General features: G+C 64.5%; 25 protein-coding genes. 13 read left to right on the plus strand and 12 right to left on the minus strand.

Annotation, left to right across the window (positions count from 1 at the left end; all coding sequences use genetic code 11):
* Positions 1–321 precede the first annotated feature (321 nt).
* From sphantq_RS02390 to sphantq_RS02400, 3 genes are all read left to right on the plus strand, one after another.
* Positions 322–780, plus strand: coding sequence for a response regulator (locus sphantq_RS02390; protein ID WP_333972256.1), 459 nt, complete (start codon positions 322–324; stop codon positions 778–780).
* Positions 737–1,495, plus strand: coding sequence for a Crp/Fnr family transcriptional regulator (locus sphantq_RS02395; RefSeq protein WP_048577524.1), 759 nt, complete (start codon positions 737–739; stop codon positions 1,493–1,495). Before sphantq_RS02390 ends, sphantq_RS02395 begins: the two co-directional genes overlap by 44 nt.
* A 162-nt stretch (positions 1,496–1,657) precedes the next feature.
* Positions 1,658–1,840: a hypothetical protein gene (locus sphantq_RS02400; RefSeq protein WP_048577525.1), complete on the plus strand. Its 183-nt coding sequence runs from the start codon at positions 1,658–1,660 to the stop codon at positions 1,838–1,840.
* Between the two features lie 250 nt (positions 1,841–2,090).
* On the opposite strand, the gene sphantq_RS02405 is transcribed toward sphantq_RS02400, so the two are convergent.
* The 3 genes from sphantq_RS02405 to sphantq_RS02415 form a co-directional block, all read right to left on the minus strand.
* Positions 2,091–2,636 (minus strand): potassium channel family protein, encoded by a 546-nt coding sequence (locus sphantq_RS02405; protein ID WP_336314436.1) that lies wholly within the window; start codon positions 2,634–2,636, stop codon positions 2,091–2,093.
* A 37-nt stretch (positions 2,637–2,673) separates the two neighbouring features.
* Positions 2,674–4,131: a CYTH and CHAD domain-containing protein gene (locus sphantq_RS02410; protein WP_272799502.1), complete on the minus strand. Its 1,458-nt coding sequence runs from the start codon at positions 4,129–4,131 to the stop codon at positions 2,674–2,676.
* A gap of 122 nt (positions 4,132–4,253) precedes the next feature.
* Positions 4,254–5,396, minus strand: coding sequence for a L,D-transpeptidase family protein (locus sphantq_RS02415; RefSeq protein ID WP_272799503.1), 1,143 nt, complete (start codon positions 5,394–5,396; stop codon positions 4,254–4,256).
* Between the two features lie 207 nt (positions 5,397–5,603).
* Between sphantq_RS02415 and sphantq_RS02420 the strand changes: the two genes are divergently transcribed.
* Positions 5,604–6,602 (plus strand): 1-phosphofructokinase family hexose kinase, encoded by a 999-nt coding sequence (locus sphantq_RS02420; RefSeq protein WP_272799504.1) that lies wholly within the window; start codon positions 5,604–5,606, stop codon positions 6,600–6,602.
* Positions 6,603–6,663: 61 nt separating this feature from the next.
* Positions 6,664–7,080, plus strand: coding sequence for a CBS domain-containing protein (locus tag sphantq_RS02425; RefSeq protein WP_084653313.1), 417 nt, complete (start codon positions 6,664–6,666; stop codon positions 7,078–7,080).
* Positions 7,081–7,235: 155 nt separating this feature from the next.
* Here sphantq_RS02425 and sphantq_RS02430 read toward each other — a convergent pair whose 3' ends face one another.
* The 4 genes from sphantq_RS02430 to sphantq_RS02445 form a co-directional block, all read right to left on the minus strand.
* Positions 7,236–7,469, minus strand: a complete 234-nt coding sequence (locus sphantq_RS02430) for a hypothetical protein (RefSeq protein WP_084653315.1) — start codon at positions 7,467–7,469, stop codon at positions 7,236–7,238.
* Positions 7,469–8,383: a class I fructose-bisphosphate aldolase gene (locus sphantq_RS02435; protein ID WP_272800162.1), complete on the minus strand. Its 915-nt coding sequence runs from the start codon at positions 8,381–8,383 to the stop codon at positions 7,469–7,471. The genes sphantq_RS02430 and sphantq_RS02435 overlap by 1 nt, the downstream gene beginning before the upstream one ends.
* A 149-nt stretch (positions 8,384–8,532) precedes the next feature.
* Positions 8,533–8,865, minus strand: a complete 333-nt coding sequence (locus tag sphantq_RS02440) for a hypothetical protein (RefSeq protein WP_070934728.1) — start codon at positions 8,863–8,865, stop codon at positions 8,533–8,535.
* A gap of 118 nt (positions 8,866–8,983) precedes the next feature.
* Positions 8,984–9,991 (minus strand): 2-hydroxyacid dehydrogenase, encoded by a 1,008-nt coding sequence (locus sphantq_RS02445; protein WP_070934729.1) that lies wholly within the window; start codon positions 9,989–9,991, stop codon positions 8,984–8,986.
* A 142-nt stretch (positions 9,992–10,133) separates the two neighbouring features.
* On the opposite strand from sphantq_RS02445, the gene ppsA reads away from it, so the two are divergent.
* Together ppsA and sphantq_RS02455 are read left to right on the plus strand one after the other, a co-directional pair.
* Positions 10,134–12,551 (plus strand): phosphoenolpyruvate synthase, encoded by a 2,418-nt coding sequence (ppsA, locus tag sphantq_RS02450; RefSeq protein ID WP_272799505.1) that lies wholly within the window; start codon positions 10,134–10,136, stop codon positions 12,549–12,551.
* Positions 12,552–12,811: 260 nt separating this feature from the next.
* Entirely contained in the window at positions 12,812–13,537 is a 726-nt protein-coding gene (locus tag sphantq_RS02455) for a DUF6629 family protein (protein WP_272799506.1), read from the plus strand.
* Between the two features lie 285 nt (positions 13,538–13,822).
* Here the strand turns inward: sphantq_RS02455 and sphantq_RS02460 are convergent, their stop codons facing one another.
* Both sphantq_RS02460 and sphantq_RS02465 read right to left on the minus strand, forming a co-directional pair.
* Positions 13,823–15,214, minus strand: a complete 1,392-nt coding sequence (locus sphantq_RS02460) for an ATP-binding protein (RefSeq protein WP_272799507.1) — start codon at positions 15,212–15,214, stop codon at positions 13,823–13,825.
* A gap of 4 nt (positions 15,215–15,218) precedes the next feature.
* Positions 15,219–15,935 (minus strand): response regulator, encoded by a 717-nt coding sequence (locus sphantq_RS02465; RefSeq protein WP_070934733.1) that lies wholly within the window; start codon positions 15,933–15,935, stop codon positions 15,219–15,221.
* A 158-nt stretch (positions 15,936–16,093) separates the two neighbouring features.
* On the opposite strand from sphantq_RS02465, the gene sphantq_RS02470 reads away from it, so the two are divergent.
* Genes sphantq_RS02470 through sphantq_RS02485 form a run of 4 tightly spaced genes read left to right on the plus strand, consistent with a single transcriptional unit; the run spans position 16,094 to position 18,743 of the window.
* Positions 16,094–16,504, plus strand: a complete 411-nt coding sequence (locus sphantq_RS02470) for a hypothetical protein (protein WP_272799508.1) — start codon at positions 16,094–16,096, stop codon at positions 16,502–16,504.
* Between the two features lie 56 nt (positions 16,505–16,560).
* Complete coding sequence (locus sphantq_RS02475; RefSeq protein ID WP_272799509.1) at positions 16,561–16,998, plus strand: EF-hand domain-containing protein; 438 nt, start codon at positions 16,561–16,563, stop codon at positions 16,996–16,998.
* A 1-nt stretch (position 16,999) separates the two neighbouring features.
* Positions 17,000–17,809 (plus strand): sterol desaturase family protein, encoded by an 810-nt coding sequence (locus sphantq_RS02480; RefSeq protein WP_272799510.1) that lies wholly within the window; start codon positions 17,000–17,002, stop codon positions 17,807–17,809.
* A gap of 10 nt (positions 17,810–17,819) precedes the next feature.
* On the plus strand, positions 17,820–18,743 hold the full coding sequence (locus tag sphantq_RS02485; RefSeq protein WP_272799511.1) for an alpha/beta hydrolase family protein: 924 nt from the start codon (positions 17,820–17,822) through the stop codon (positions 18,741–18,743).
* A gap of 362 nt (positions 18,744–19,105) precedes the next feature.
* Here sphantq_RS02485 and trxC read toward each other — a convergent pair whose 3' ends face one another.
* Positions 19,106–19,561 carry a thioredoxin TrxC gene (gene trxC / locus sphantq_RS02490; RefSeq protein WP_272799512.1) on the minus strand — a complete coding sequence of 152 codons (456 nt, stop codon included), beginning with the start codon at positions 19,559–19,561 and terminating at the stop codon, positions 19,106–19,108.
* Between the two features lie 90 nt (positions 19,562–19,651).
* Here trxC and sphantq_RS02495 point away from each other — a divergent pair, with 90 nt between their 5' ends.
* A complete protein-coding gene (locus sphantq_RS02495; RefSeq protein WP_272799513.1) occupies positions 19,652–20,314 on the plus strand; it encodes a peroxiredoxin in 663 nt (220 codons plus the stop codon).
* The gene (locus sphantq_RS02500; RefSeq protein WP_254684500.1) at positions 20,311–20,682 is read left to right on the plus strand and encodes an ArsR/SmtB family transcription factor; all 372 of its coding nucleotides are present in this window, start codon (positions 20,311–20,313) and stop codon (positions 20,680–20,682) included. Before sphantq_RS02495 ends, sphantq_RS02500 begins: the two co-directional genes overlap by 4 nt.
* Here the strand turns inward: sphantq_RS02500 and sphantq_RS02505 are convergent.
* The gene (locus sphantq_RS02505; RefSeq protein WP_272799514.1) at positions 20,679–22,271 is read right to left on the minus strand and encodes an ATP-binding cassette domain-containing protein; all 1,593 of its coding nucleotides are present in this window, start codon (positions 22,269–22,271) and stop codon (positions 20,679–20,681) included. The genes sphantq_RS02500 and sphantq_RS02505 overlap by 4 nt on opposite strands.
* The gene (gene cydD, locus sphantq_RS02510; RefSeq protein ID WP_336314437.1) at positions 22,268–23,839 is read right to left on the minus strand and encodes a thiol reductant ABC exporter subunit CydD; all 1,572 of its coding nucleotides are present in this window, start codon (positions 23,837–23,839) and stop codon (positions 22,268–22,270) included. Before cydD ends, sphantq_RS02505 begins: the two co-directional genes overlap by 4 nt.
* Positions 23,840–23,906: the final 67 nt, after the last annotated feature.

The raw sequence follows: 23,906 nt of genomic DNA on the forward strand, positions 1-23,906 counted from the left end.
CATGACCAATCATATGTCCGCAGGCGTTACATCATCGAGAGACCGCAGCAGATTGGTATGTTCCCTCAACGTCGTCGCTTTGCGAGCCAGAGCTCACTGGTCCGCAGCCCCCGGGACCGCGCGGCAGAGTGGCGTGAGCAGATCGCCGCGGTCACATCCCCGGGGACGTGACCGCGGCACAAATTCCGACACAAGCGAGGTGGTCGCGGGCCATCACGAACTGAGCGTCTTGCGCCTCTCCGAAGTGGTGCGCGGGACTGATGACGCCCCATCCGGGGCTTTACGTAACGCACCGCGCAGTAGTGCCCGGTATCGGGAGCGATGCAATATCTCCTCTCCGAACGGAACGACATGACATACCGAAACACTGTTTCGGATTCAGGACAGCCGAAGATCCTGCTTGCAGAGGACGATCCCGCGGTCAGGCGATCGCTTCAGCTGGCCTTGCAGGCGCGGGGCTATGACGTCAGGGCGCACGCGACCGGAAAGACGCTGCTCGACGATCCGTTTTGCACAAGCGCTGCCTGCCTGGTGGCAGACTATCGGCTCGACGAACTCGACGGCTTCGAGATTTTGTCGCGCCTGCGTTCGCGGGATTGGAATGGACCCGCCATACTGATTACCGCCTACGCCGCCCCAGGCCTTCAGGAGCGAGCTGCCAGCCTCGGCTTTGGGGCGGTGATCGAGAAGCCGTTCCGCGAAGGAGCCGTCGGTGACACTATCGACCGTCTCTTGCATGCGCACCGTCAGTCAGGCGGAGCGCGTCACGATGGTCAGTGAAAGGGAGCCAATCACCAACCGCCTTTTGCTCTCGCTGCCTCCGGCAACGCTCGCACGGCTGACACCCGAGATGGAGCTTATTCGGACGGAGTCGGGGGCCGTCATCGATCATGTTAATGGGTTGATCCAGCATCTCTATTTCGTAAACCGGGGCATCATCTCGATGGTCAAGGTGATGCGCGACGGCCGTTCCGTCGAAGTGGGCGCGATCGGCCTCGAGGGCATCACCGATTCCAACGCGCTGTTCGGCGTCGATGTGGCGATCACCGAGACGATGGTGCAGGTGCCGGGCAGCGCGCTCAAGATCAGCCGAACTTTCCTTTCGCGCGAGCTCGAGCGGGATCGCGATCTGAGGCGGATGATGGAGCGGTACTGGCGCTTCGCCTTTGGCCAGCTCGCACAGACTGCGGCTTGTAACCGACTGCATACGCTCGAGGAGCGCTGCTGTCGTTGGCTGCTGACGAGCCATGACAGCGCGCTTGCCGACAGCTTTCCGCTCACGCACGAGTTCCTCGCGACGATGCTTGGAACAACCCGCTCCAGCGTCTCGCTGACCGCCAAGGTGCTCCATAGGGCGGGATACATCGACTATGTGCGTGGGATCATTACGATCGTCGACCGGGCGGGTCTCGAGGAGACCTCATGCGAATGCTACGCCGAGACCACCGCAGAGATGAATCGATTGTTCGGTCCGGAAACGCAGCCGAGCGGCTGATTTTTCGGGAAAGGTTCGGAAACGCTCATGCTATGTTCGACATCGAACAGACGCGTGCGCGAACGGTCATCACTCTGTGCATTCCGACACGCTGAGTCGATAGGATAGCCGCCAGCGGCGCTCCGCTCACCCGTAGGCAGGTCGCTAGCGGGAGCGTTACAAATGGCGCGTGAGGGCGGGAACGGTCGGAGCGACTTCGAGAAGCAATCCTGGGCGCACAACCAGAATATCCTGCGCTTCCAGTCCCTTCTCCATAATGCCACCCATCTCGACAGGCATGATGAGATCCGCAAACTCCTTCGCGATGAGGAAGAGAAGCTGCGGTCGCTTGAGAAAGATGGGTGACTGCAAGAGGGGCAACGCGCAATGCCCAACGTCTGGGAGATAGCAGCGCCGAGCCTGACGATGTTCATCGCTTCGACGCGGTCCATTTCGGCGTCAATGAAGATTTTCCGGAACCGGTCGCGATCCAGTCTGGGCGACGTTCTGGATGCGGATCTGGCAGGAAGGATGACGGCCCGCTGGCGCCATGATGATGATGAGCGCCGACTTTGCGTCCTTTCGATCAGGCGCGACCACGAATGACTGTCCAAGGCTATTCTGCCCGATCATGCTCGAACCCTCGTTCAAGCAGCTTCAAACGATCAACGATGGAAAAGAAGAAGGCGGTGGACCAGCCGATCAGAATAATTCCGCTGGCGCCCTCGATCGCGCCCAGGATGCGACTGCCCGGGGGAAGAACCAGATCTCCGTAGCCTATTGTCACATAGGTCGAGGTGGAGAAGTAAAGCGCCTGCTCGAAATCAGGAAAAGCGTTGAGCCACCGGTATACGCCCGCCCAGATCCAGATCTCGACCGAATGCAGCGCAAAGAGGCCGAACGCCGCTAAAAGGATCGCCGCTGTGTTGAACATCGCCGCCAGCATTCGGCTCGATGCGTGACGGTGTCGGCGCAGAATTGCAAGCAAGGCCCCAAGCCCCACGAGGTGCACCAGCACCGTCAGGGCGACGACCGCTGTTGCGATACCCAGTTGCGTGGACAATGTCATGGCAGTCGGATTGGCATGGACGGCCCGTCCCGCCCAGGACAATCCATTCGATGGAGGCACGTTGGTCGGCGTAAGCCGGGCTTGCACCGGCATCCGTTTCTACGCCAGCGATGAGAGCCGGAACTATCGGTCATCGCCAGAACCGCTTCGTGTCGATCAGCGCGTCATGCGCGACCGCCGCAGCCTTCAACAGCGCCTTCTTCCGGGCGTTGACCAACAACATTGACGCATCGTGATCGTCAACGATTCCTAGCGTTTCCAGCAGGCGCGGCGCCGTCGCCAGGTCGTTGAGCAGACCGAGCTGGTCCTGAAGTTCTTCCAGCGCCACGAGGAATCGCTCGTACCGCCGCCTCTCGTGCTTGCGCTCGAACAAGGTGGCGAAGAACTCGGCACCATAGCGCAATTTCTTGACGTTCTTGCGGACCCGGTGCCGGGCGGCATCGGCCGCATGAGCGAGATCACCTCCCCCCTTCTTCACTTTGCGGCGAAAGCGGCCGAGCGCGGCGACCGCGAATTCTCGCGCCGGCTGATGGCGATCCGCCTCGGTGGCGGACACATGTAGCCAGTCGCCGTTCACAGTCCACTCCGCAAGATCGAGCATCAGCTTCCGCGCGCGCGATGACGCCAATGCATCCGCGACCTCGCCATAGGCCGCTTGGCGCGCCGCCTCGATGCGATCGTATAGTGGACCCGATCGGGCGCGTTCGAGCAACACATCAAGGTTGCGGGCGTCGCCAAGCTTCGAAGCGACCCACCGCAGCTCCTCGCCCAGCTTCACTTTCATGTCTCCGCCGATCAGCGGTTTGAAGATTGAGAAGCTTGATCGCAGGCGGCGCAACGCCACGCGCGCCTGATGCAGCGCCTCGGTGTCCCCGCCCGTCAGCAGCGGCGTCTCGTTCAGCCGGAACTGCCGCACGCAGCTCTGGACAATATGCTGGAACGCCTGGGCCGCCGTCATGTCGCTGGTTAGCGCTATCGGCTCGGCCTTGACCATCGTCGTGACCGGTCCGGTGAGCCGGTAGCCCCGCTCGGCCTTGGTCTGTACACTGAGCCGGACGGGCGCAACCTCATCGATGCGCCGGGCAAGCGTGAACAATGCGGCCGGATCGCCGGCCTTCAACTCCAGCTCGATCTCGCAGATCGGCGATGTTCGGTCCCCCGCCGCCGCCTCGCCGCGGTCCAGAACCACTTCGATCGTCGCGCCCTCCTGCCTCAGTATCCACGTGCGCCGCGCGATCCGCACCTCGAAGACCGAACCGACGCTATCGACCGCGCCGCCGATCATGGCCCGGACCGGCGTCGTATCATCGAGGATTGGCTTGTCGTCCTTGACGGCGCGTTCCCATTCGGAGCGCACGAACAGGCCCGCGGCACTGGCGCCATCCGCCTTCACGGTCTGCGTGCGCTTCCTGCCCGAACGGCGGATGCGAAGCGAAAACCCCTTCTTCGCCAGAGCATGATCCGGAGTGTCGAAATAGACCGACCCTTGCTCGATCTTTTCAGGATTGGCCGGCAGCAAAGCGGAAGCTTCGAACGCATCGGCGGCGTCCGGCGTCAGTTCGAGCTTCAGTTCGATTTCGTCCGCCATGCATGCCTTCTCTCACCGTTTCGTGATGTCATCTAGGAGCCGTCTGAACGCCAAGCCGCCTCGCGCAGATTCGGCCGATGGGCGTGGTCGATGTTCCCGCTGGGTACCGCAATTTGCAAAGGTCATCGGGGACAATTCTCCTCGCCCGGCACCGGCATGCCGCGGTCCCGATGGTAAACGTCGGGAAAATAGCGGATACCGCCTTCGCCGTCCGGTTCGGCCGTGAAATAGGCGACATAGACGGGAACCGGAGCAGCCATCGGTACGGTAGCCGTCCGCCCTGCCGCGACCATGGCATCCGTGCGCGCCCGGTCCCAGCCCGGCTCGGTCGCAAGAAGCGCCGTGGCGAGGCCGAGCGCGTCCCCGACCCGGACGCAGCCATGGCTGAAGGCGCGTACATCCTGCTCGAACAGACCCTTGCTCGGTGTGTCGTGAAGATAGACGCTGTAAGGATTGGGCATGACGAGTTTCATCCGCCCGAGTGCATTGGTTGCGCCCGGGCGCTGTCGATACCGGCCACCCTGCACGACATAGCCCTTGCGCGCCGCCTCGGCAGGACGGTTGCGCACCAGGGCGCCGACGCTTTCCGCGACGATGCTCGACGGAATCTCCCACCAGGGGTTGAACGTCACACCTGTCACTGTTGCGGCGAATACCGGTGTCGGCGAGCCGGTCTTGCCGACGATTACCGCCCAGCGGCCGATTTGCTTCTGGCTGTCCCACAGCGTCGCTTCGAAGGCCGCGGTGTTAACCAGCAGGTAGCGGGCTCCGAGCACGCGCGGCATCCAGCGCCAACGATCGAGATTGGCGGCGATTGTCGCGCGCCGCGCAGGATCCTGCTCGTGCGAATAGGCTTCGCGAAGCGAATAATAAAAGGGATGCGAGGCGCGCGCCGTGCCGAACAGCCGGTCGAGGTCGTCTCGCGCCAACGACGCCGCCACCGCAGCAGCCGGTTCGGCCCCAAGCGGCTCCCCCGCGATGCGCCAACCGGTGCGCAGGGACGCATTGCAGCAACCCGTCCGGTGAGCCTGCAACAGCCGGATCGCTGCCGCCGTCGCCACCGTATCAAGGCGCACCTCTTCACCGGCCGCAATCGCCGCGCGGACCACGTGCGCTTCCTTGCTGACGGGCGCGAGGCCGTCGTCGGCAGCTGCGTCGAGCCATTCGACGAGGCGTTCGGCCTGCGCCTTGTGCCAATGCGGCGGGTTGGGGACGGATGCCGCGGGCAGGAAGCAGGCAAAGGCGAGAAGCAGGAATTTCTTCATGGCTTTTCCTGTCGAAAGCCGGGGCGTGACAACATAGGGAACAATACGGAGCCGTGTCCGCACCGAAGCCCACTCGATAGCTGCACAGGGGTATGGCGGTGACAGAGCCGTCGCGGTGGCCATGGCAGTCAAGCGAGCCGAACTGCGGAGCATCTCGGGACATATACTTATTCCGACGTCAAGGCTCGCGATGATAACCTCCCGGACATGAAGAGAATTGCGACCCTTACGATGAACCCGGCCATAGATGTGGCCTATGAGGCGGACCGCGTCTTTCACACTCACAAGATCCGGGCCCGCCAGGAACATTATGACCCGGGCGGCGGCGGCATCAATGTGGCGCGTGTCATTGCCCGGCTGGGTGGCACCGCGCGCGCGCACTATCTCGCGGGCGGCGCCACCGGCGCTACGCTCGATAGTCTTCTCGATCTTCACCAGATGGTTCGCTCCCGCATCCCGATCCAAGGCAACACCCGCATAAGCACGGCGGTCTATGAGCGGGAAACAGGCAAGGAATTCCGGTTCGTGCCGCACGGCCCCGTCGTCACCGAGCAGGAATGGCAGGCATGCCTCGACCATCTCGACGGCATCGAATGTGATTATTTGGTCGCGAGCGGATCGCTGCCGCCGGGCGTGCCCGACGATTTCTACAGCCGCCTGCAGGCGAAGACGCGAACTCGCGGGATCGAACTCATTCTTGACAGTTCAGGTGCTGCGCTTCAGCAGGGCCTCGCAGCTGGCGGCATATTGCTAGTCAAGCCAAGTCTGGGCGAGCTTCGGCAACTTATCGGCCGTCCATTGGCGGGCCGCCACGAAATCGCGGCGGCTGCCTTGGACATCGTCAACAAGGATCAGGCCAAATATGTGGCTGTGACGATGGGCCGTGAAGGCGCCCTCCTCGCCCAGCGTTCCGGCGTCCTGTGGCTGCCCGCGGTGCCCGTTGAAGCGAAGAGCGCCGTCGGCGCCGGCGATAGCTTCCTGGCGGCAATGACATTCGCGCTGGCTTGCGACCGGAATCCGATCGACGCCTTTCGATATGGAATCGCGGCAGGTGCGGCCGCCGTCCTGACGCCTGGCACCGATCTTTGCCATCGGGATGAGGTGGAGCGGCTGTACCTCATTGTCGATCCGGGCGAAACGCCGGCGCAAGCTTCGACCAATACGGCAGCGCCTGGCAGGCGCATAGCGGAGCCACATCGCGCGTGAGGGACAAACGCCCTGCCTTGCTGCAACGGCAGGCAAATGATCGAGCGGACGGAGAGAGAAGATGAAAGCAAGCGACGTTATGAGCCTCGGAGCGGCGACGATCACACATGATGCTTCGCTTGCACAGGCGATACGAACCATGGCCAACCACCACATCAGCGCCCTGCCCGTGGTCGATCGCGACGGGCATCTCCAGGGCATTATCTCCGAGGGGGATTTCTTCCGGCGTGACGAGCAGCCGACTCGGCTGACCGCGCTCTTCGGCGCAGATGCCAACGCGCGCGTGAACGCGCTCGAAGCCCGGACCGTTGGCGAGATTATGTCGCGCGACCCGATCACGATCGGATCCGATGCATCCATGGAGGAAGCGATCGAGCTCATGGAAGGCCATGCTGTCAAACGGCTTCCCGTGGTAACGGACGGCCGGGTTGTCGGCCTGATCAGCCGTGCCGACGTGCTGCATGCCTTGGTCGCATAAGCAAAGCCCTCCAGCTCGCAAATTCCTGCCCCGTGCATCCGCTCCAACCCAAATCCTCTTGGCGCAGTGCTCAGGCCTCGGGCTGACACACTGAACGGCAGATCATGCCGTTGCCTTTCGGCGGACGGCCGGCGACCGCCCGGCGCGAAATGCCTTTACGCCGGATCGTTCTCTCGGCCCGGATAATCCTGGTCGGGAACGTCTGGAATGATCTCCGGCGGCTCGGAAAAAGGATTTTCCGCCGGACCGGGCCCAGGCGGGGCCTCCGGTGGCGACTGGGGTTCAATGGTATCTGGCGGCGGGAATTCTGGTTGGGTTGCCATGCTGTTTCTCCTCATTTCGATCTTTGCCCGCAACTCCGGATTGGGGTCAGAAATGCCGAGCGCCATCAGCCTGTGCCGGAATAGATTCGTACGACCTCGTTCAGCATCGCCAGAGCCTCGGAGCGGGGCCGCTGGAAGCTGTTGCGGCCGATGATCGAGCCGCTGCCGCCACCATCGCGTATGGCGCGGGCGTCCTGATACAGCGACTCTGCGTCCTTGGCCGCGCCTCCCGAGAAGATCACGAGGCGACGCCCGGCGAAAGCGGCCTGGACGACGTGCCTTATCCTCTCGACCGGGTCGGACCATTGCCGGTCGGCATAAGCCGGCCTGGCGGCGTCCTGTTCGATATGCTCGCTGGGCAGCTTCACCTTCACGATATGAGCGCCCAGCTCGACAGCGATGTGCGCGGCATAGGCGATGATATCGAGCGCGGTCTCGCCCTGTTCGGAAATCAGCCCGCCACGCGGATAGGACCAGACAAGCAAAGGAAGGCCGGCGGCGCGAGCCTCCTGGCCCACGATGCGCAACTCCTCGACCTGGCCGATAAAGGCATCCGAACCGGGGTAGAGCGTGAATCCTACCGCCGCGCAGTTGAGGCGCACAGCGTCGTCCACGGTCGCGACGACCGCTTGATCCTTGATCACCGTGAGGCTGTTGGCGGCGTTCAGCTTGAGGACCGTGGGGATCTGTCCGGCGAACGAGTCAGCCCCGGCCGCGAGCAAGCCGGCCGGTGCTGCGAAGGCAGACAGGCCCGCATCGATCGCGAGCCGAAAATGGTAGTGGGGATCGTAGGCGGCTGGATTGGCGGCAAAGCTTCGCGCTGGGCCGTGCTCGATCCCCTGGTCGACGGGGAGGATGATCAGACGGCCGCTGCCGCCAACCCGGCCATGCATAAGAATGCGCGCTAGGTTCATCTTGATCTCGGCCGACTCTCCTTCGTAGTGCGCGAGAATCTTGTGGACCGTGTCGGAAATATGCATCCGCACAGGGTGTTCACGCTGAATATCCGGCTCGGGGAGGTCGTCGCCGTCTTGCGTGTCCGTGACACTGGCTGTGATCACCGCACCCTCCAGCGCCGGCCGCCGGCGTCCGTCCTGGCGCTCTCGTGATCTGCGTACGGCGCGGTCACCTACGGGGTCGCGCGGCTGACGACGTTGGCGGTCCCGTCCGGCAGGACCTGGATGAGGTGCGCGACGCCGTCCTCGCATTGAGCGCGCCACATCGGCGCCTTCTCGCCAGCCGCGGTCTGCTCGGCTCCGGTCACGCTCTGGCACGGCAGACCCGCGTCCCGGATCGCGCGGAAGAAGACCGCATTTCGCTGACGTTCGGGTAGAGCCACGACCTCTGCGACATAATTGGTCACATTTCCGGCCGCTTCCGTCGGCTCTGTTACATTTTTTTCGGCCGCGTCGCAGGCACAGAGCGCGAGGAGCGCCATGCTTGTCAGGATCGTGCGCATCATGCTTCTCCGTTGTTGGCAGCAGGATGATCGTTCGCCAGCCGTGCGCCTATGCGTAAATGACCGGATCGGAACATCGCGCAGGTTACGGCTTCGGCGAGTGTCGCGGGACAGATCGATATCAGCTGCGAACCGGCGCAATCTGGTGCGCAGCGACGCCTGTCCCCTCGAAGCTGGAAAGGTTCTCAATCGTCGCCGCCGCAATCGCGGTCAGGGCCTCGCCCGTGAAGAAGCCCTGGTGCCCGGTGACGAGAACGTTGGGGAACGTCAGAAGGCGCGCGAAGACATCGTCCTGGATCACGTCTTGCGACAGGTTCTCGAAGAAGAGCCCATCCTCCTCCTCATAGACATCGAGCCCAAGATAGCCGATCGCCCCCGTCTTCAACCCATCGATCATCGCCTGCGTATCGATGACCCCGCCCCGGCTTGTGTTGATCAGCATGACGCCGCGCTTCATCCGGGCGACGGCGCGGCTATCGATGATATGCCGGGTTTCCGGCAGGAGCGGACAGTGCAGCGTGATGATGTCGGATGCAGCCAGCAACGCATCCAGCCCCACATAAATGCCGCCCATGGCGACAATTTCGGCGTTCGCGGTGGGGTCACAGGCGAGAATATGGCAACCGAAACCGTGGAGAATGCGCGCTACCGCTGCCCCGATTTTTCCGGTTCCGACGATGCCGACCGTCCGCCCGTTCAGGTCGAACCCCAGCAGTCCTTCGAGCGAGAAATTGCCTTCGCGCACGCGAGCGTAGGCCTTGTGGATCTTGCGGTCGAGGGACAGGATGAGGGCGAGCGTATGTTCCGCGATCGCTTGGGGCGAATAGGCCGGAACCCTTGCGACCGGGAGTTTCAGCGCATCTGCGGCGAGAAGATCGACATTGTTGAATCCCGCGCTGCGCAGCACGACGAGCTTAATACCGAGCACGGCGAGGCGTTCCAGCACCAGGCGATCAAGGCAATCATTCACGAAGACGCAGACGGCGCCGGATCCGGCGGCAAGCGGCGCGGTCTCGACGCTGAGCCGCGCTTCCAGGAAAGCGAACTCGTGCGGAAAGCCGGCCGCAGCGTTGCTGGCCTCGAGGAACTGCCGGTCATAGGGCTTGGTGCTGAAAACGGCCACCCGCATCGCTTCACTCCCTGACTAACGCAAGGACCCGCCCCGGGATCATGCCGGATTTCAGAGCGGCAGCCACTACGTATCATCCCCGACAGACAAGCCACCATGGGCGAACATATCGTCCTCCATCTCTACAGAGGTGGACCAGACAATGACCGAAAGCCCGATACTTTGGTTCGACAAAATCGGAATCGGCGATATCGCGTCGGTAGGCGGCAAGAATGCCTCGCTCGGTGAAATGGTGCGTACGCTTTCGGGCAAGGGCGTGCGTGTTCCCAATGGCTTCGCCACGAGCGCCGGCGCTTATAGAAGCTTCATTGCGGCCAACGGGATAGAAGCCGCGATCCGGGCGCAGCTTGCCACCTATGAGGAAGGCAAGGCGACGCTCCAGGAAGCCGGCCATGCGATCCGGTCTCTGTTCCTTGACAGCGAGGTTCCCCCTGCCCTCGCCGATGCCGTCCGGGCGGCCTATGACGAACTCAAGAACAGGGCTGGCGCCTCCAATCTCGCCGTGGCGGTACGCAGCAGCGCAACGGCGGAGGATCTGCCGGACGCCAGCTTCGCCGGTCAGCAGGAGACCTTCCTCAACGTGCGGGGCCACCGCGCCCTGCTCGATGCTTGCCGTCGCTGTTTTGCATCGCTCTTCACCGACCGGGCGATCAGCTACCGCCAGACCAAGGGGTTTGACCATTTCGATGTCGCACTGTCGATCGGCGTCCAGCAGATGGTGCGATCCGATCTTGCCGGATCGGGCGTGATGTTCTCGATCGACACCGAAAGCGGCTTCCCTAACGTGGCGGTGATCAGCGCCGCCTGGGGCCTGGGCGAAACGGTCGTGCAGGGCAGCGTCGACCCGGACAAATATCTTGTCTTCAAGCCGCTGCTCGAACAGGCGAACGCGCGTCCCGTGATCGAGAAAAGTCTCGGCAAGAAGGCGCTGAAGATGCGCTATGCCGAAGGAGGCAGCAAGCGCACCCGGATCGTGGAGACCAGCCCCGCCGAACGCGAAGCCTTCGTGCTCGATGACGACGACATCCTCGAGCTTGGTAGATGGGCCGTCATCGTCGAGGCCCATTACGGCCGACCGATGGACATGGAATGGGCCAAGGACGGCGAGAGCGGCCTGCTCTATCTGGTCCAGGCACGTCCGGAGACCGTCCAGGCCGGGCTAAGCCGCTCGTCCTTCCAGCGCTATCAGCTCAAGACCAAGGGCGGCACTCCGCTGGTGACCGGCGCCGCCATCGGCAGCGCGATCGCATCGGGGCAGGCCTGCGTGATCCGCAACGCCGCCGACATCGGCCAGTTTCGCGACGGCGCGATCCTCGTCACCGGCACGACCGATCCCGACTGGGTGCCGATCATGAAGCGCGCGGCGGGGATCATCACCGACCATGGCGGCGCCACCAGCCATGCCGCGATCGTCAGCCGCGAACTGGGCGTTCCCGCGGTCGTGGGGACCGGGAACGCCACGACGGTCCTCGGTCACGAGCCGGATATCACGCTCTGCTGCGCGGAGGGCGACGTCGGCAGCGTCTATGACGGTCTTCTCGCCTTCGACCGGGAAGAGATCGATCTGGGCGCCATCCCCAAAACCCGGACGGACGTGATGGTCAATATCGCCAATCCGGCCGCCGCCTTCCAGTGGTGGCGCCTTCCGGCCAAGGGCGTCGGTCTTGCCCGCATGGAGTTCATCATCAACGCGCTGATCAAGGCGCATCCGATGGCCCTGCTTCATCCCGAGCGGGTTAGCGCCGAGGACAACCGCCTGATCCGCGACCTGACTCGAGGCCATGCCAGTCCGGCGGATTATTTCGTGGAGATCCTGTCGCGCGGGATCGCCAAGCTGGCGGCGCCCTATCATCCGTATCCGACAATCGTACGTCTGAGCGATTTCAAGACCAACGAATATTCCCACCTGCTGGGAGGGCGCGCGTTCGAGCCGGAGGAGGAAAATCCGATGCTCGGATTTCGCGGAGCGTCGCGCTATTATGACGAGCGGTATCGCGAGGGCTTCGCGCTCGAATGCCGGGCGCTCAAGCGCGTGCGCGAGACGCTCGGCTTCACAAATGTGATCATCATGGTCCCCTTCTGCCGCACGCCGGCCGAAGCCGACCGGGTGCTCGCGGTGATGGCGGAGAACGGCCTGCGCCGCGGCGACAGCGGGCTGCAAGTCTACATGATGTGCGAGATCCCTTCGAACGTGATCCTGGCGGAGGAGTTCGCCAGCCGTTTCGACGGCTTCTCGATCGGATCGAACGACCTCACCCAGCTCGTGCTTGGCGTCGATCGCGATTCCGATCTGCTCGCGGCGCTGTTCGACGAGCGCGACGAGGCGGTCAAGCGCATGGTCTCCGAAGCGATCCGCAAGGCGCATGCCGCCGGCATCAAGATCGGCATCTGCGGCCAGGCACCCAGCAACTATCCCGATTTCGCGGCATTCCTGGTGAACGAGCGCATCGATTCGATCTCGCTCAATCCCGACAGCTTCGTTCGGACGATGGCCCATATCAGTCAGGCGGAGCAGTCCCCTCATGCAGAGCCGACGCCGGCTCCCGTACTGGCCGCGTGAACGAAATGAATCGCCGCGCCCGCGTGGCTATCTCCATTTATGTCCGTATCCTTGATAAACCAGATGCGATGGCGCCGGTCGCAGTCATTATTCGCCAAGATTAGCGCCCTGTTGTCTGTCAGGTGCGACGCTCCGCCCGAATGGGGCCCGGGACCCGATCGCGGAGCCGAATAGATAAATCCTGCCCGCGGCCTTTCACGCTGCGAATGACGCAGGAAGCGCTTGTCAGGGGTCCGCGCCCCTTTTCGGGGAATGACCACATGTGCTTTTCAGCCAGTTCCAGCTTTATCGCCAGCGCCGTGATTGGATCGATCGGCGTGGCGACATTGCGGCATGTCCGCGAGCCGCGCGCCCTCCTGTTCGCTTCCGTGCCGATGCTGTTCGCGGTTCACCAATTCTCCGAAGGGTTCGTCTGGCTCGGCCTTGATGGGCATATCGGCAAGCTTGCGCTTGATCATGTCGCCTTCCTGTTCATGCTCTATGCGCAGGGGATACTGCCCCTGCTGATGCCGGCCGCTGTCGTGTTGATGGAGCCACCCGGCTGGCGCAGAAAGGCCATTCTCGGCCTGACCGCCGTCGGCGCGCTCGTATGTGCGTGGGATGTTTACGGGTTGATATTCTTTCCGAGCCAGGTCTTTGTCGAGCAGAACTCGATCGCCTACCGCAATCCGCTGACCGGCGATTTCTGGATATCCTGCCTGTATATTATAGCGACGTGCGGCGCTCTGCTGCTGTCCACCCATCGCGTCGTCAAAGCCTACGGCGTGGTGAACATCATTGCGCTGACGGTCGCGGAGATCGTCAAAGAATACGCATTTGCTTCTGTCTGGTGTTTTTACGCCGCGATCATGAGCGTGATGATCTATTGGCAATTCAGGCGTCTGAACATTGATATCGAGACGCCCAACGGCACTTCGCCAAACCTCAGGCCGTTCCTTCTCGCCTGGTTACGTCCGGGCAGGTCAGCTCTTGTGGGGGCGGATTGAACACCCGAGGCTGGTTGATTGGGAGCTCTGCAATCGACCCTCTGGCCTCGCCCTTATCGCCGCCCTGAGGAACCGGGCAACGTTTAGAACACCGGCTCAGGGGAAGCGTCTACCTCTGACGTCCGCGCCTGGAGCAAGCCGTCAAAAATTGCCGGTGCGTGCCGTCAGCCAAGGCGCGAAATACTTGATCGAGATTATCCGCATGAATGACCCACGATGCATGGGAATTTCTAGCTGAAGTTGCGTTGTGCGCGCATGCCGCGCGGCGGCGGGGCATCCGCCCCGTCACCCCGCCCGGACTTTTGATGATCGGGTGGAGCGCGAAATGTTCGGGTTGTCTCGTGGGAAAGTCGCTGTAGCGACAAAGCCGCCTTTGGGCTGGTTCGCAAAGCGGATGGTGGCACCTTCGCGATCGGCCAATGCGCGGACGATTGCGAGGCCAAGCCCGGCGCCCCCGGTCTCACGGTTGCGCGAAGGGTCGAGCCGCCCGAACGGCTCGCCCAGCCGCTGCAGCGTCTCGGGCGGAACGCCGGGTCCGTCATCGGCGACCGAAATCGTGACTGTCTGATCATCTGCGCTTGCCTCGATCGACACATGGCCACCATGGCGCACGCCGTTGTCGATCAGATTGGCGAGCATGCGGCGAAGCGAGATCGGCGTCGCTTCGATCGCGAGATCGGGAGGTATGGCGCCGAGCGTGACGGCATCGCCCATGTCGACGCGCAGCGCAACGATCGCGGCGAGTTCTGTCGCCAGATCGATGCGTTGGGGCTGCGGTGTCGCTCGGCCATCCCGCTTCGCGAGCAGCAGCGTGTCGTCGAGCAGCGCCGCCATTTCGTCGAGATCGGCGGCGGCCTTCGCACGCTGCTCGCTGTCGTCGATAAACTCGGCGCGCAGCCGCAGCCGGGTCAGATAGGTACGCATGTCGTGCGCGATTCCCGCCAGCATGCGCGTGCGCTCCGCCATCAGCCCACCGATCCTGGCCTTCATCTCGTTGAAGGCGGCCGAGAGATCGCGCATCTCGCGCGATCCGGCGACGGGGAGGTCGGGCGTGTCGAGATCGGACGTAAAGCGGCGGACGCCTGCCGATAGCCGGACCAGCGGCCGTGTCGTCTGGCGGACCGCGAGCGCCAGTACGCCAAGCACCAGCAGTCCGCCGACGGCGCCGAGGAACGCGCGCTGGCGCAGATAGGCCCGCACCACCATCGAGGGCCGACTGTCGACCACAAGCAGATCGCCACCGCGCATCGGCACGGTAAGCGTGATCGGCGCGAAGAAGCGGCTGGTCCAGGGGCGTGTCCCCGCCATGCGGCCAAGCAGCGGCCGTCGTCCGGTAAGGCCGATATCACGGCCGGGCAGCGCCGCTGCATAGTCGACGCGCAGACGATCCAGCCCCTCGCGCTGCGTGGCTGGCGCCGGCGGCGGCTCGCGCAGAATCCGCACGGTATAGAGCGAGCCATTGAACATCGTGACGAGCGATGCGCGGCGGGCCGGCGGTGCGGCCTCCAGCGTGTCGACCATCGTCCGCGCCTCGGTCGGCAGCGGCAGATTATAGGGGCGCTGATCGTCCCCGCGCGAGGGGAGCGCCATCACCACCCAGATCAGCATCTGGAGCAGCACGAAGCCGCCGAGCAGGATCGCGGTGATGCGCAGCGAGAGGTTGGACCCGATCGTCATCGGCTCAGCCCCTGGCGACCGTGGGCGTGAAGATATAGCCGCCGCCACGCACGGTCTTGATCAGCGCCTCGCCGGTCGGATGCCCGGCGAGCTTGCGGCGCAGGCGGCTGAGCTGGACGTCGACCGCCCGGTCATAAGGGCCGGCGCTGCGCCCGCGCGTCCAGTCGAGCAACTGGTCGCGGTTGAGCACGCGCTGCGCGTGGGTGACGAGGCTCAGCAGCAGGTCATATTCGCCGCCGGTCAGATCAATCAGGCTGCCGTCGGGATCGGTGAGCGCGCGCGAACCCGCGTCGAGCACCCAACCCCCAAAGGCGTAGCGTTCCGACGGCAATACCGGCGCGACCCGATGCGCCTCCCGCGTGCGTCGCAGGATAGCCCGCACGCGGGCCACAAGCTCGCGCGGATTGAATGGCTTGGGCAGATAGTCGTCGGCGCCGATCTCGAGCCCGACGATGCGATCGACGTCGTCGCCCTTGGCGGTGACCATCAGTACCGGGACATCCCCGCGGGCGCGCAGTCGCCGGCACAGCGACAGGCCATCCTCGCCCGGCAGCATGATATCGAGGATCGCGAGATCGACTCGCTGGCGCTCGATCAACCGGTCGAATTCCACCGCGGTGCGGCACCCGATCGCCTCGAAACCTTCGCGCACAAGCAGCCCGGTCACCAAGGACCGGATCTCGTTGTCGTCCTCGACGACGGCAATGAAACTTGTCTCCATGAAGTGTTTGTGCCGCTTTGCGATGAAGGAGGGAATAAGCGTGCGGCAGTGCGTTACAATTCGTCACCGTCCGTTACCGTGGTGCGGCACCAGGCTTACGCAACGCGCCCATACCGATTCAAGGCGGCCAGACCGTCGGACAATCAAGGAGCGTATCCATGTACAAGCAACTCTTCCTGATCGCGGCCGCGACGGCAGCGGTCGCCAGCGCCACCGTCGCCACGTCTGCGGAAGCCCGCCAGCGCGGTCGCGTCGTGAGCGTCCAGGGCTCGGGCGGCCGCGGCTATATCAAGCAGCGCTCGGTCTCGCGCCAGCCGGGCAGCACCTCGATCAACCGCAGCCTTCAGACCAACAATGGGCGCGGCTACAACAGCAACCGCAGCGCCAACTGGGGCGACGGCAGCTATAATGGCGGCCGCACGACCACGCTCAACGACGGCACGAGCTTCGGCCGCAGCACGACCGCGACCAACAATGGCGACGGCACCGCGAGCTATGCTTCGACCCGCACCCGCCGCGACGGCACCAGCACCTCGGTGTCGGGCACGGTCAATCGCGATCCCTATTGATTGCCCCCGGCCGCGCTCGTCCCCCGGGCGCGGCCACCCCGTCGAAGGAATTCCCGATGACCCGATTTCTCATTCTGCTCGCCGCGGCCGCTGCCGTCGCCACGCCCGCCTGCGCCCAGCGCTTCGGGGGCGGCGACGGCGCCGCGGCGTTCGACAAGGCCGACGCCAATCATGACGGCATCATCACCCGCGCCGAATTCTCCGCTGCGCGCACTGCTCGTTTCGACACGATGGACCGCAACCATGACGGCGCGATCAGCAAGGCCGATTTCGCACGCCTCGCCAAATTCCGCCCGCAGGCGGTGGACCGCCTGGAGGCCATGATCGCGCAGGCCGACGCCAATCGGGACGGCCGGCTGACCAGAGCCGAGATGGCATCGGCTCCGACACCCATCTTCGAGCGTGCCGATAGCAACAATGATGGCGCTATCGACAGCGCAGAGCTCGCTGCAGCCCGCACCGCCATGGCCCAGATGCAGGACGGAGCGAACTGACATGAGCCCCGAGCGCTCGCCCGTCTGGTTGGCAATGATGCTGGCGCTGGTGCTGGCCGAGGTGGCCTGGCGCATACGCAAGGGGCATGGCTATGATGCCCGCACGGCGCTCACGACGCTCGGTATCGTTGCCGGCAACATCCCGTTTGCCGCGCTCAACGCGCTGCTGCTGGGCGGGCTATTCACGGCGGCGTGGACGATCGCGCCAATCCGCTTGCCGTTCAACGACTGGCGAACGTGGGCGGCGGGCTTCCTCGCGGTCGAATTCGCCTATTACTGGTTTCACCGCGCCAGCCACCGCGTGCGCTGGCTGTGGGCGTCGCATTCGGTGCATCATTCGGCCACGCAGATGACCCTGCTGTCGTCCTTACGGCTCGGCTGGACCAATCTATTCTCGGCCGGCTGGATCTTCTATGTCCCGCTGGTGTTCGCCGGGTTCGATCCGCGGCTGGTGTTCGGGCTACTCGCGCTCAACCTGCGCTACCAGTTCTTCCTGCACACCGAAGCGGTGGGCAGGCTCGGCCCGATGGAATGGATTTTCAACACGCCCGCCCACCACCGGCTGCACCATGCGTCGAACCCTGCCTATATCGACCGCAACTATGGCGGCGTGCTGATCGTCTTCGACCGTCTGTTCGGGACATTGGCGACCGAACGGCCCGATGAGCCGATCCGCTACGGCCTGGCCCATCGCGAGGCGACGGCCAATCCGATCCAGCTGGCGCTGCGCGAGTGGAGCTACATCGCCCGGGACGCCGCCGTGGCCAGGGGACCGCGTCAGCTAGCGCGCGCCCTGTTCGGCGCGCCCTGAGGAAAAGCTCATGAAGATCATTCTGATCCTGATAGCCGCACTGAGCCTCACCCCATCGTCAGCCGCCTGGGCGACAACGTCGCCCGGCCCCGTGTGCGAGGCCAGCTGGGTGGATAGCGCCCGCACCCGCACGGTGCCCGTCCGCATCCGCATGCCGGAAGGGTCGGGCAAGGTGCCCGTCATCCTGTTCAGCCATGGCCTCGGCGGCTCGGTGGATTCGGGCATGCTCTGGGCGCAGGCTTGGGCCAGCGCCGGATTTGCGGTCGTCAACCTCCAGCACCCCGGCAGCGACCGGAGCATCCTGCGCGGCGGCGCGGTGCGTGGCGCGATGTCGCCGCAACAGCTCGTTTCCCGCATTACGGATGTCCACTTCGTCATCGACGAACTCGGCCGCAAGGGGCGCGAGGGTGCGTGCGATCTCAGCCGCCTCGACCTCTCGCGGATCGGCATGTCGGGCCACAGTTTCGGCGCGCATACCACCCAGGCGGTCGCAGGCCAGCATTTCCCGATGGCTGGCAGCGATGGCTTCACGGACACTCGCGTGAAGGCAGCGATCGCCTTCAGTCCTTCGCCTCCGTTCCGGGGTTCGGCGGAAGCGGCGTTCGCCGACGTGTATAATCCCTTCTTCTCGATCACCGGAACGGACGACAGCGTTCCACTGACCCCGCAGATCAGGCCCGCTGACCGCGAGCGCCCGTATCGCGCCATGCCGCCCGGCGGCAAATATCTGCTGGTGCTCGACGGCGCCACCCACATGGACTTCAACGGCTGGGGTGATGGCCGTCCCGCACCTAACGCCCATATCCAGGCGGTGGTCATCGACGCGACGATCGCCTTCTGGCGCTGGACCTTGCTGGGCGATGAAGCGGCGAAGCGCCAGCTCGACGCGGATGACGTGGGCTTGGTCGCCGGCGATCGGCTTGAACATCGCTGAACCTCGACCCAGTTTCGGGGATTGGAGCACCCATGAAGCTCAAGCGGTCGGCTTCGCCGAGACTCAAGCGCTATGCCGACGAGATCGACCGCGTGCAGCGCGACCTCTACGGGGAGGACTAGGCAAGCCGGGAAGCCGGGAAGCCGACGGAGTCCGCCCTCGGCCAGGCCGATCCAGACAGCGCAATGCCAGTCCGCTGTTATGGATCGGTTGACGCTGTCAGAACAGGAGTGCCGCTTCGGTCCGATCTTCACGCCAAGCCTTCGACGGGGTATCATGAGTGACCCTGCCAAAGGCCAACCTTTTCAGGCAATTTTTGCTGAACCTCCCGCACGCTAGCCTTCGGTCGCCAATTCCACCGCTCAGGAAGATGGGCGATTAGGATCTGCCCAGGCAATGATGGACTGACGATCCATTGCACCCGCCGTGCGCTTGATTTCGTGACCATTGGCAAAGAGGATCATCGTCGGAATGGAGCGGATGGCGAATCGCGCGGCAACGGCCTCCTCTGCCTGGGTATCAATCCTGAGCAACCGCATGCCGGGCTCGAGTTCCCGGGCAGCGGCGGCAAAGGCGGGCGCCATCGCGCGGCAAGGCCCGCACCAGGGCGCCCAGAAATCAACCAGCACCGGCAATGAGCCGGCTTCGACGTGGCGCGCAAACGCGTGCGAGTCCGCGACGATCGGCTCACCCCGAAAGAGCGGCTGCTTGCAGCGGCCGCACTGCGGATGTTGGTCAAGTCTTCGCACCGGAACCCGATTAACCGAAACGCATCGCGGACACACCACAAGGGCCGGATCGGACTGGATTGCTGTCATGCGGCTTTACTCCGGCCATTTAGTTGATTACATGACTTATGTAATCAAGAGATCACGATTGCCAAGATGGCTATGGAACGGAAGACGTGAATGAACGATGCGATGGCCACCGCCCAGACGCCAGATATCCTGCAGATCGGAGACCCGGCACCCAATTTCCAGGCGCGCAGCACGATGGGCACGGTCAGCCTGTCGGATTTCCGGGGTCGCTGGCTGATACTGTTCTCGCATCCGGCGGATTTCACGCCGGTGTGTACGAGCGAGTTCGTCGCGCTCTCACGGGCGTCAGAGCGGTTCCAGGCGCTCGGTTGCAAGCTGCTCGCGGTGTCTGTCGATAGCCTCTACGCGCATCTGGGCTGGATCAGGGCGATTCGCGATGCTTTCGACGTGACGGTCGCCTTTCCGATCGTCGAGGATCCCTCGCTGATCATCGGCCGGGCCTATGGCATGATCTCGGACCGTTCCCCCGACGCAGCGACGATGCGCTCGACCTATTTCATCGATCCCGATGGCATCATCCGGGCGATGATCTGCTATCCCGCGACGGTCGGTCGGTCGGTCGATGAGATGCTGCGCGTGCTTGCCGCGTTGCAGCGGGTCGATGCCGACAATGTAGTGACGCCCGAAGGCTGGCGTCCGGGCGACGATGTGCTTTTGCCGCCCCATGCCGATCAGGCCGCGCTTCTCGCCGGCGCAGCCGATCCGCTCTGGTTTCACAGGTCTCGTCCCGATCGGAAGGACGCATCGACGTGACGGCCAAACCCTTGTCGGAAATCGAGCTGGAGACAGTTGCCGAGGTGATGCGCGTCCTGGGCCACGAAACACGGCTAAGGCTGATCGATGCGTTGCGCATACGGGGTGAGCAATCGGTAGGCGAACTCGAAGCATTGACCGGGATTGGCCAGCCCGGTCTCTCACAGCAGCTGGCGATCCTGCGCAAGGCGGAGCTCGTCAGGACGCGCCGCGCCGCAAAACAGGTCTATTACGACCTCGCGCCAACGGCACTGGCCGGCACGGCCGCCTTCATGGCAGATCTGGCCGGGATGAAGACCTCGGGAGCCGAACCCATCAAGGCCATCCCCGCGCGCGGTTCGGCGGCCACGTTCGCGAAGATCCTTTAATCGGGCAGCTCCAGGAAGCGATACGCAAGTGGCAGCATCGCGGAACGGTGGGTGACCAGGACCAGTCCGGTTCCAGTATCCCGCAGCCAGGAATCCAGGTTGCCGCAGAGCACCGCCTCCGTGGCAGGATCAAGCCCCTCGCTCGGCTCGTCGAGGAGCAGCCAGGGTCGCCCAGCCAGCAGTGCGCGCGCCAGGGACAGCCGTTTGCGCTGTCCTCCCGACAGGCGGGCGCCGCCATCGCCAATCCAGGTCAACAGTCTCTCGGGCATGACGCGAACGTCATCTGCCAGACAGGCTATGCCGAGCGCGTGCCAGAGGGCCTCGTCTTCGAGGCCAGGCCGCGCCAGCCTCAAATTGTCGGCAATGGTGCCGGCGATCATTCCCCCATCCTGCGGCGAGAGCGCGAACAGGCGCCGTCGCGCTTCGGGCGGACATTCGGCAAGTGGCCGCTGATCGATCAGCAAGCTATGGCCACATGTGGTGCGCCAGCCGGCGAGACACTCTAGCAGACTGGTCTTGCCCGCACCGGACCGGCCCGTGATCGCGAGCCGGTCACCCTTTGCAAGCATGACCGAGCGCGGATCGTCGCCGAGCGCAATGCTCTCACCGATCAAAGCGACAGGCGCCGCCGTGGGCCCAGGAATAGCGGCGAGTTGCGCCAGCCGCTCCAGACCTGCCGCGACGACGGCGTCGCGGCCGAGGGACCTGATCGTGGCGCCGAGCGCTTCGAGCGCCCCTGCGGCCGCGAGGGCGGCAAGCAGGGTGAGGGGAAGGCTTGCCCGCGACAGGGCAATCATCGTCGCAATGGCGAGGCCGCCCAGCGCGGTCACCCCCGCGCCGAGCAGCGCCTCATTCCGGGCGAAGCCGACACGGGCGTCATCGAGCCGGGCGGCCTGCCGCGCCAGCAGCGCCTCGATCGAGGGAGCAAATCCATAGGCAGCGATCTCGGGCGACGCCGCTGCATATTCGACGAATTCCTGCTTGAGCCGTGCGATCTGCTCCTGGATGTCGAGCGCCCGGCGCGGCAGCACACGCCGGGCGAACGATCGCGCGGCCAGGACTCCCGCAGCCATGATGACGAACAATGCAAGAAAGGCGCGCGGTCCGGCGGGCACCGCCAGCGCCAGCGCCGTGGCTGCGCCAAACATCCCGGCGAAATAGGCTGGCGCGCGTACGAATCGATCCTCGAGCGCGTCAACGTCCTGCTGCAGCAACGCGCCAGTCTCGCCCGCCGAGCGGGTGTGTTCTGGCGACGGCGCGTTGATCAGGCGCCCGAACAGTCGGGCCCGGAGGGCAGCAAGAGCGAACAGTGCAGCCTTGTGCCCATAGAGTCTTTCGCCGTAGCGCGTGACGGTCCGTACGATCGCGAGCAGGCGGATCGCGGCGCCGGGGATCAGATAGTTGAACGCCTGGATCGCGGCTATTCCCGCCGCCCCAGCAAGGGCCGCGGCGGTGATGAACCAGCCCGCGAGTCCAAGCAGCGAGATCCCCGCCATCGCGGCAGCCGCCGCGCACCACAGCGCGACGCCGCTCGCGCGCCGCTGTGGCTGGGACACATCGGCCAGCAGCGCCGCCAGTTCGCGATTCATGAGAGCACCACGCGATGATCGGCCAATGCAGCGATCGCGGCGCTATGGGTGACGAGGAAAACCGTGCGCCCCCTGCCCGCCTCGACTATGTGCCGGGCCAGTTCCATCGCGGAGCCTTCGTCGAGATCGGCGGTGGGTTCATCGAGGAGCCACAGCGGGGCGTCGCGGAGCAGCGCCCGCGCGATACCGACGCGCCGGCGCTCGCCGCCCGAGAGGCCCGATCCGCGTGGGTCGATGAGGGTTGCAAGGCCCGCCCCTCGGGTCTGCACGACCTCGGTCAGTCCCGCGCGCCGCGCGACATCCTCGACCTCCGCGTCGCTCGCATGGGGACGCGCCAGGCGGATATTGTCGGCCAGGCTTCCCAGCACGAGCGCCGTCGCCTGACCGGCCCAACTGACCTCCCCGCGCAGCGCCTCCGGCGAGAGTGGGCGTCCGTCGAGAAGGATATCGCCCGCGACCACCGGCGCCAGCCCCAACAGCGCGTGGAGCAGGCTCGACTTGCCCGTTCCGGTCGTACCCGAGAGCGCCGTCACGCAGCCGGCGGCGATGTGCATCGAGATCGGTCCCACTCTTCGTTCGCCATAATCTATAACGACTGACTCGAACCGGATGGCAGGCGGAGCCGCCAGCATATGGACCGGCGACGTGGCGACCACCGGCGCCGGAGTCAGGGCGGCCAGACGCTCGAGCGCCGCTTCACCGACCTGCTTGTCGTGATAGGCTGCGGCCAGGCGGCGCATCGGCAGATAGAATTCAGGCGCAAGGATGAGGACATAGAGGGCGCGGCTCAGGTCGAGCGTCTCGGGCACGGGAAAGGGCAGCAGCCCGAGCAGGTTGAAACCGCAATAGACCGCGACCATTGCAACGGACAGCGCGGCAAAGAACTCGATGATCGCCCCGGAGAGAAAGGCGATGCGCAGAACCGCGACGGTGCGCCGGGCGACCTCCTGTGTCGCCTCGGCAAGCTGGCGCGTAATCCGATCCTGCGCGCCAAAGCCAAGGATCAAGGGGAGCGCCCTGATGCGATCGATAAACAGTCCCGAGAGCCGCCCCAGTACGTCGAGCTGCCGAGCGGCTGCCCGGCTCGCCACGGATCCCGCCAGCGCCATGCCCAGGGCAAAGGGGATCAGCGTCGCCAGGAGAATGGCCGCTGCAATCCAACTCGCCAGCGCTGCGGATGCCGCGATCAGCAAGGGCGTCGCCACCGCCGCAAAACGCAACGGTAAGAAGCGCGCATGATAGCCGTCAATGTCCTCTATCCGGTCGATAGCATCGGCGACCTGCTCCCCGAGCATCCGTCGCGAGCCGGCAGCAGCGCGCAGCACCGCGCCGAATGCAGGCGATCGCCATGCGCGCTTTGCACGAGCCGCGTCCCAGTGCCCCTGAGAGAAGGCCGTTATCTGGAGAGCTGCGCGCGTTGCGGCAGCGGCGGCGAGCAGGAGGAGCGCGACTACGTAATGTTCACGATTTCCGGCCCGCGTCGAAATGGCGATAGCGACTGCTGCGGCCACACAGACGGCCAACACTCCGTCCACCAGCCATAACAGGGAAGCGCGCCTCATTCGCATCAGTTTCGCACCAAAGGGTGCTTGTTCATATACATACTTACGCCTAATGACTAATCAATATCGCGAC

Origin of the sequence: Sphingobium sp. AntQ-1 (genome assembly GCF_028538045.1) — a bacterium.
Classification (GTDB): Bacteria; Pseudomonadota; Alphaproteobacteria; order Sphingomonadales; family Sphingomonadaceae; genus Sphingobium; species Sphingobium cupriresistens.

Bases quoted from the DNA above. Each gene is read 5' to 3' on its own strand.
- sphantq_RS02405 (WP_336314436.1), bottom strand. From the start codon at position 2,636: ATGCCGGTGCAAGCCCGGCTTACGCCGACCAACGTGCCTCCATCGAAT.
- sphantq_RS02410 (WP_272799502.1), bottom strand. From the start codon at position 4,131: ATGGCGGACGAAATCGAACTGAAGCTCGAACTGACGCCGGACGCCGCC.
- sphantq_RS02455 (WP_272799506.1), top strand. From the start codon at position 12,812: ATGTGCTTTTCAGCCAGTTCCAGCTTTATCGCCAGCGCCGTGATTGGA.
- sphantq_RS02415 (WP_272799503.1), bottom strand. From the start codon at position 5,396: ATGAAGAAATTCCTGCTTCTCGCCTTTGCCTGCTTCCTGCCCGCGGCA.
- sphantq_RS02505 (WP_272799514.1), bottom strand. From the start codon at position 22,271: ATGAATCGCGAACTGGCGGCGCTGCTGGCCGATGTGTCCCAGCCACAG.
- sphantq_RS02460 (WP_272799507.1), bottom strand. From the start codon at position 15,214: ATGACGATCGGGTCCAACCTCTCGCTGCGCATCACCGCGATCCTGCTC.
- sphantq_RS02430 (WP_084653315.1), bottom strand. From the start codon at position 7,469: ATGGCGCTCGGCATTTCTGACCCCAATCCGGAGTTGCGGGCAAAGATC.
- sphantq_RS02470 (WP_272799508.1), top strand. From the start codon at position 16,094: ATGTACAAGCAACTCTTCCTGATCGCGGCCGCGACGGCAGCGGTCGCC.
- sphantq_RS02495 (WP_272799513.1), top strand. From the start codon at position 19,652: ATGAACGATGCGATGGCCACCGCCCAGACGCCAGATATCCTGCAGATC.
- sphantq_RS02390 (WP_333972256.1), top strand. From the start codon at position 322: ATGCAATATCTCCTCTCCGAACGGAACGACATGACATACCGAAACACT.
- sphantq_RS02425 (WP_084653313.1), top strand. From the start codon at position 6,664: ATGAAAGCAAGCGACGTTATGAGCCTCGGAGCGGCGACGATCACACAT.
- sphantq_RS02395 (WP_048577524.1), top strand. From the start codon at position 737: ATGCGCACCGTCAGTCAGGCGGAGCGCGTCACGATGGTCAGTGAAAGG.
- sphantq_RS02480 (WP_272799510.1), top strand. From the start codon at position 17,000: ATGAGCCCCGAGCGCTCGCCCGTCTGGTTGGCAATGATGCTGGCGCTG.
- sphantq_RS02435 (WP_272800162.1), bottom strand. From the start codon at position 8,383: ATGCATATTTCCGACACGGTCCACAAGATTCTCGCGCACTACGAAGGA.
- sphantq_RS02485 (WP_272799511.1), top strand. From the start codon at position 17,820: ATGAAGATCATTCTGATCCTGATAGCCGCACTGAGCCTCACCCCATCG.
- sphantq_RS02440 (WP_070934728.1), bottom strand. From the start codon at position 8,865: ATGATGCGCACGATCCTGACAAGCATGGCGCTCCTCGCGCTCTGTGCC.
- sphantq_RS02400 (WP_048577525.1), top strand. From the start codon at position 1,658: ATGGCGCGTGAGGGCGGGAACGGTCGGAGCGACTTCGAGAAGCAATCC.
- cydD (WP_336314437.1), bottom strand. From the start codon at position 23,839: ATGCGAATGAGGCGCGCTTCCCTGTTATGGCTGGTGGACGGAGTGTTG.
- trxC (WP_272799512.1), bottom strand. From the start codon at position 19,561: ATGACAGCAATCCAGTCCGATCCGGCCCTTGTGGTGTGTCCGCGATGC.
- sphantq_RS02445 (WP_070934729.1), bottom strand. From the start codon at position 9,991: ATGCGGGTGGCCGTTTTCAGCACCAAGCCCTATGACCGGCAGTTCCTC.
- sphantq_RS02465 (WP_070934733.1), bottom strand. From the start codon at position 15,935: ATGGAGACAAGTTTCATTGCCGTCGTCGAGGACGACAACGAGATCCGG.
- ppsA (WP_272799505.1), top strand. From the start codon at position 10,134: ATGACCGAAAGCCCGATACTTTGGTTCGACAAAATCGGAATCGGCGAT.
- sphantq_RS02475 (WP_272799509.1), top strand. From the start codon at position 16,561: ATGACCCGATTTCTCATTCTGCTCGCCGCGGCCGCTGCCGTCGCCACG.
- sphantq_RS02420 (WP_272799504.1), top strand. From the start codon at position 5,604: ATGAAGAGAATTGCGACCCTTACGATGAACCCGGCCATAGATGTGGCC.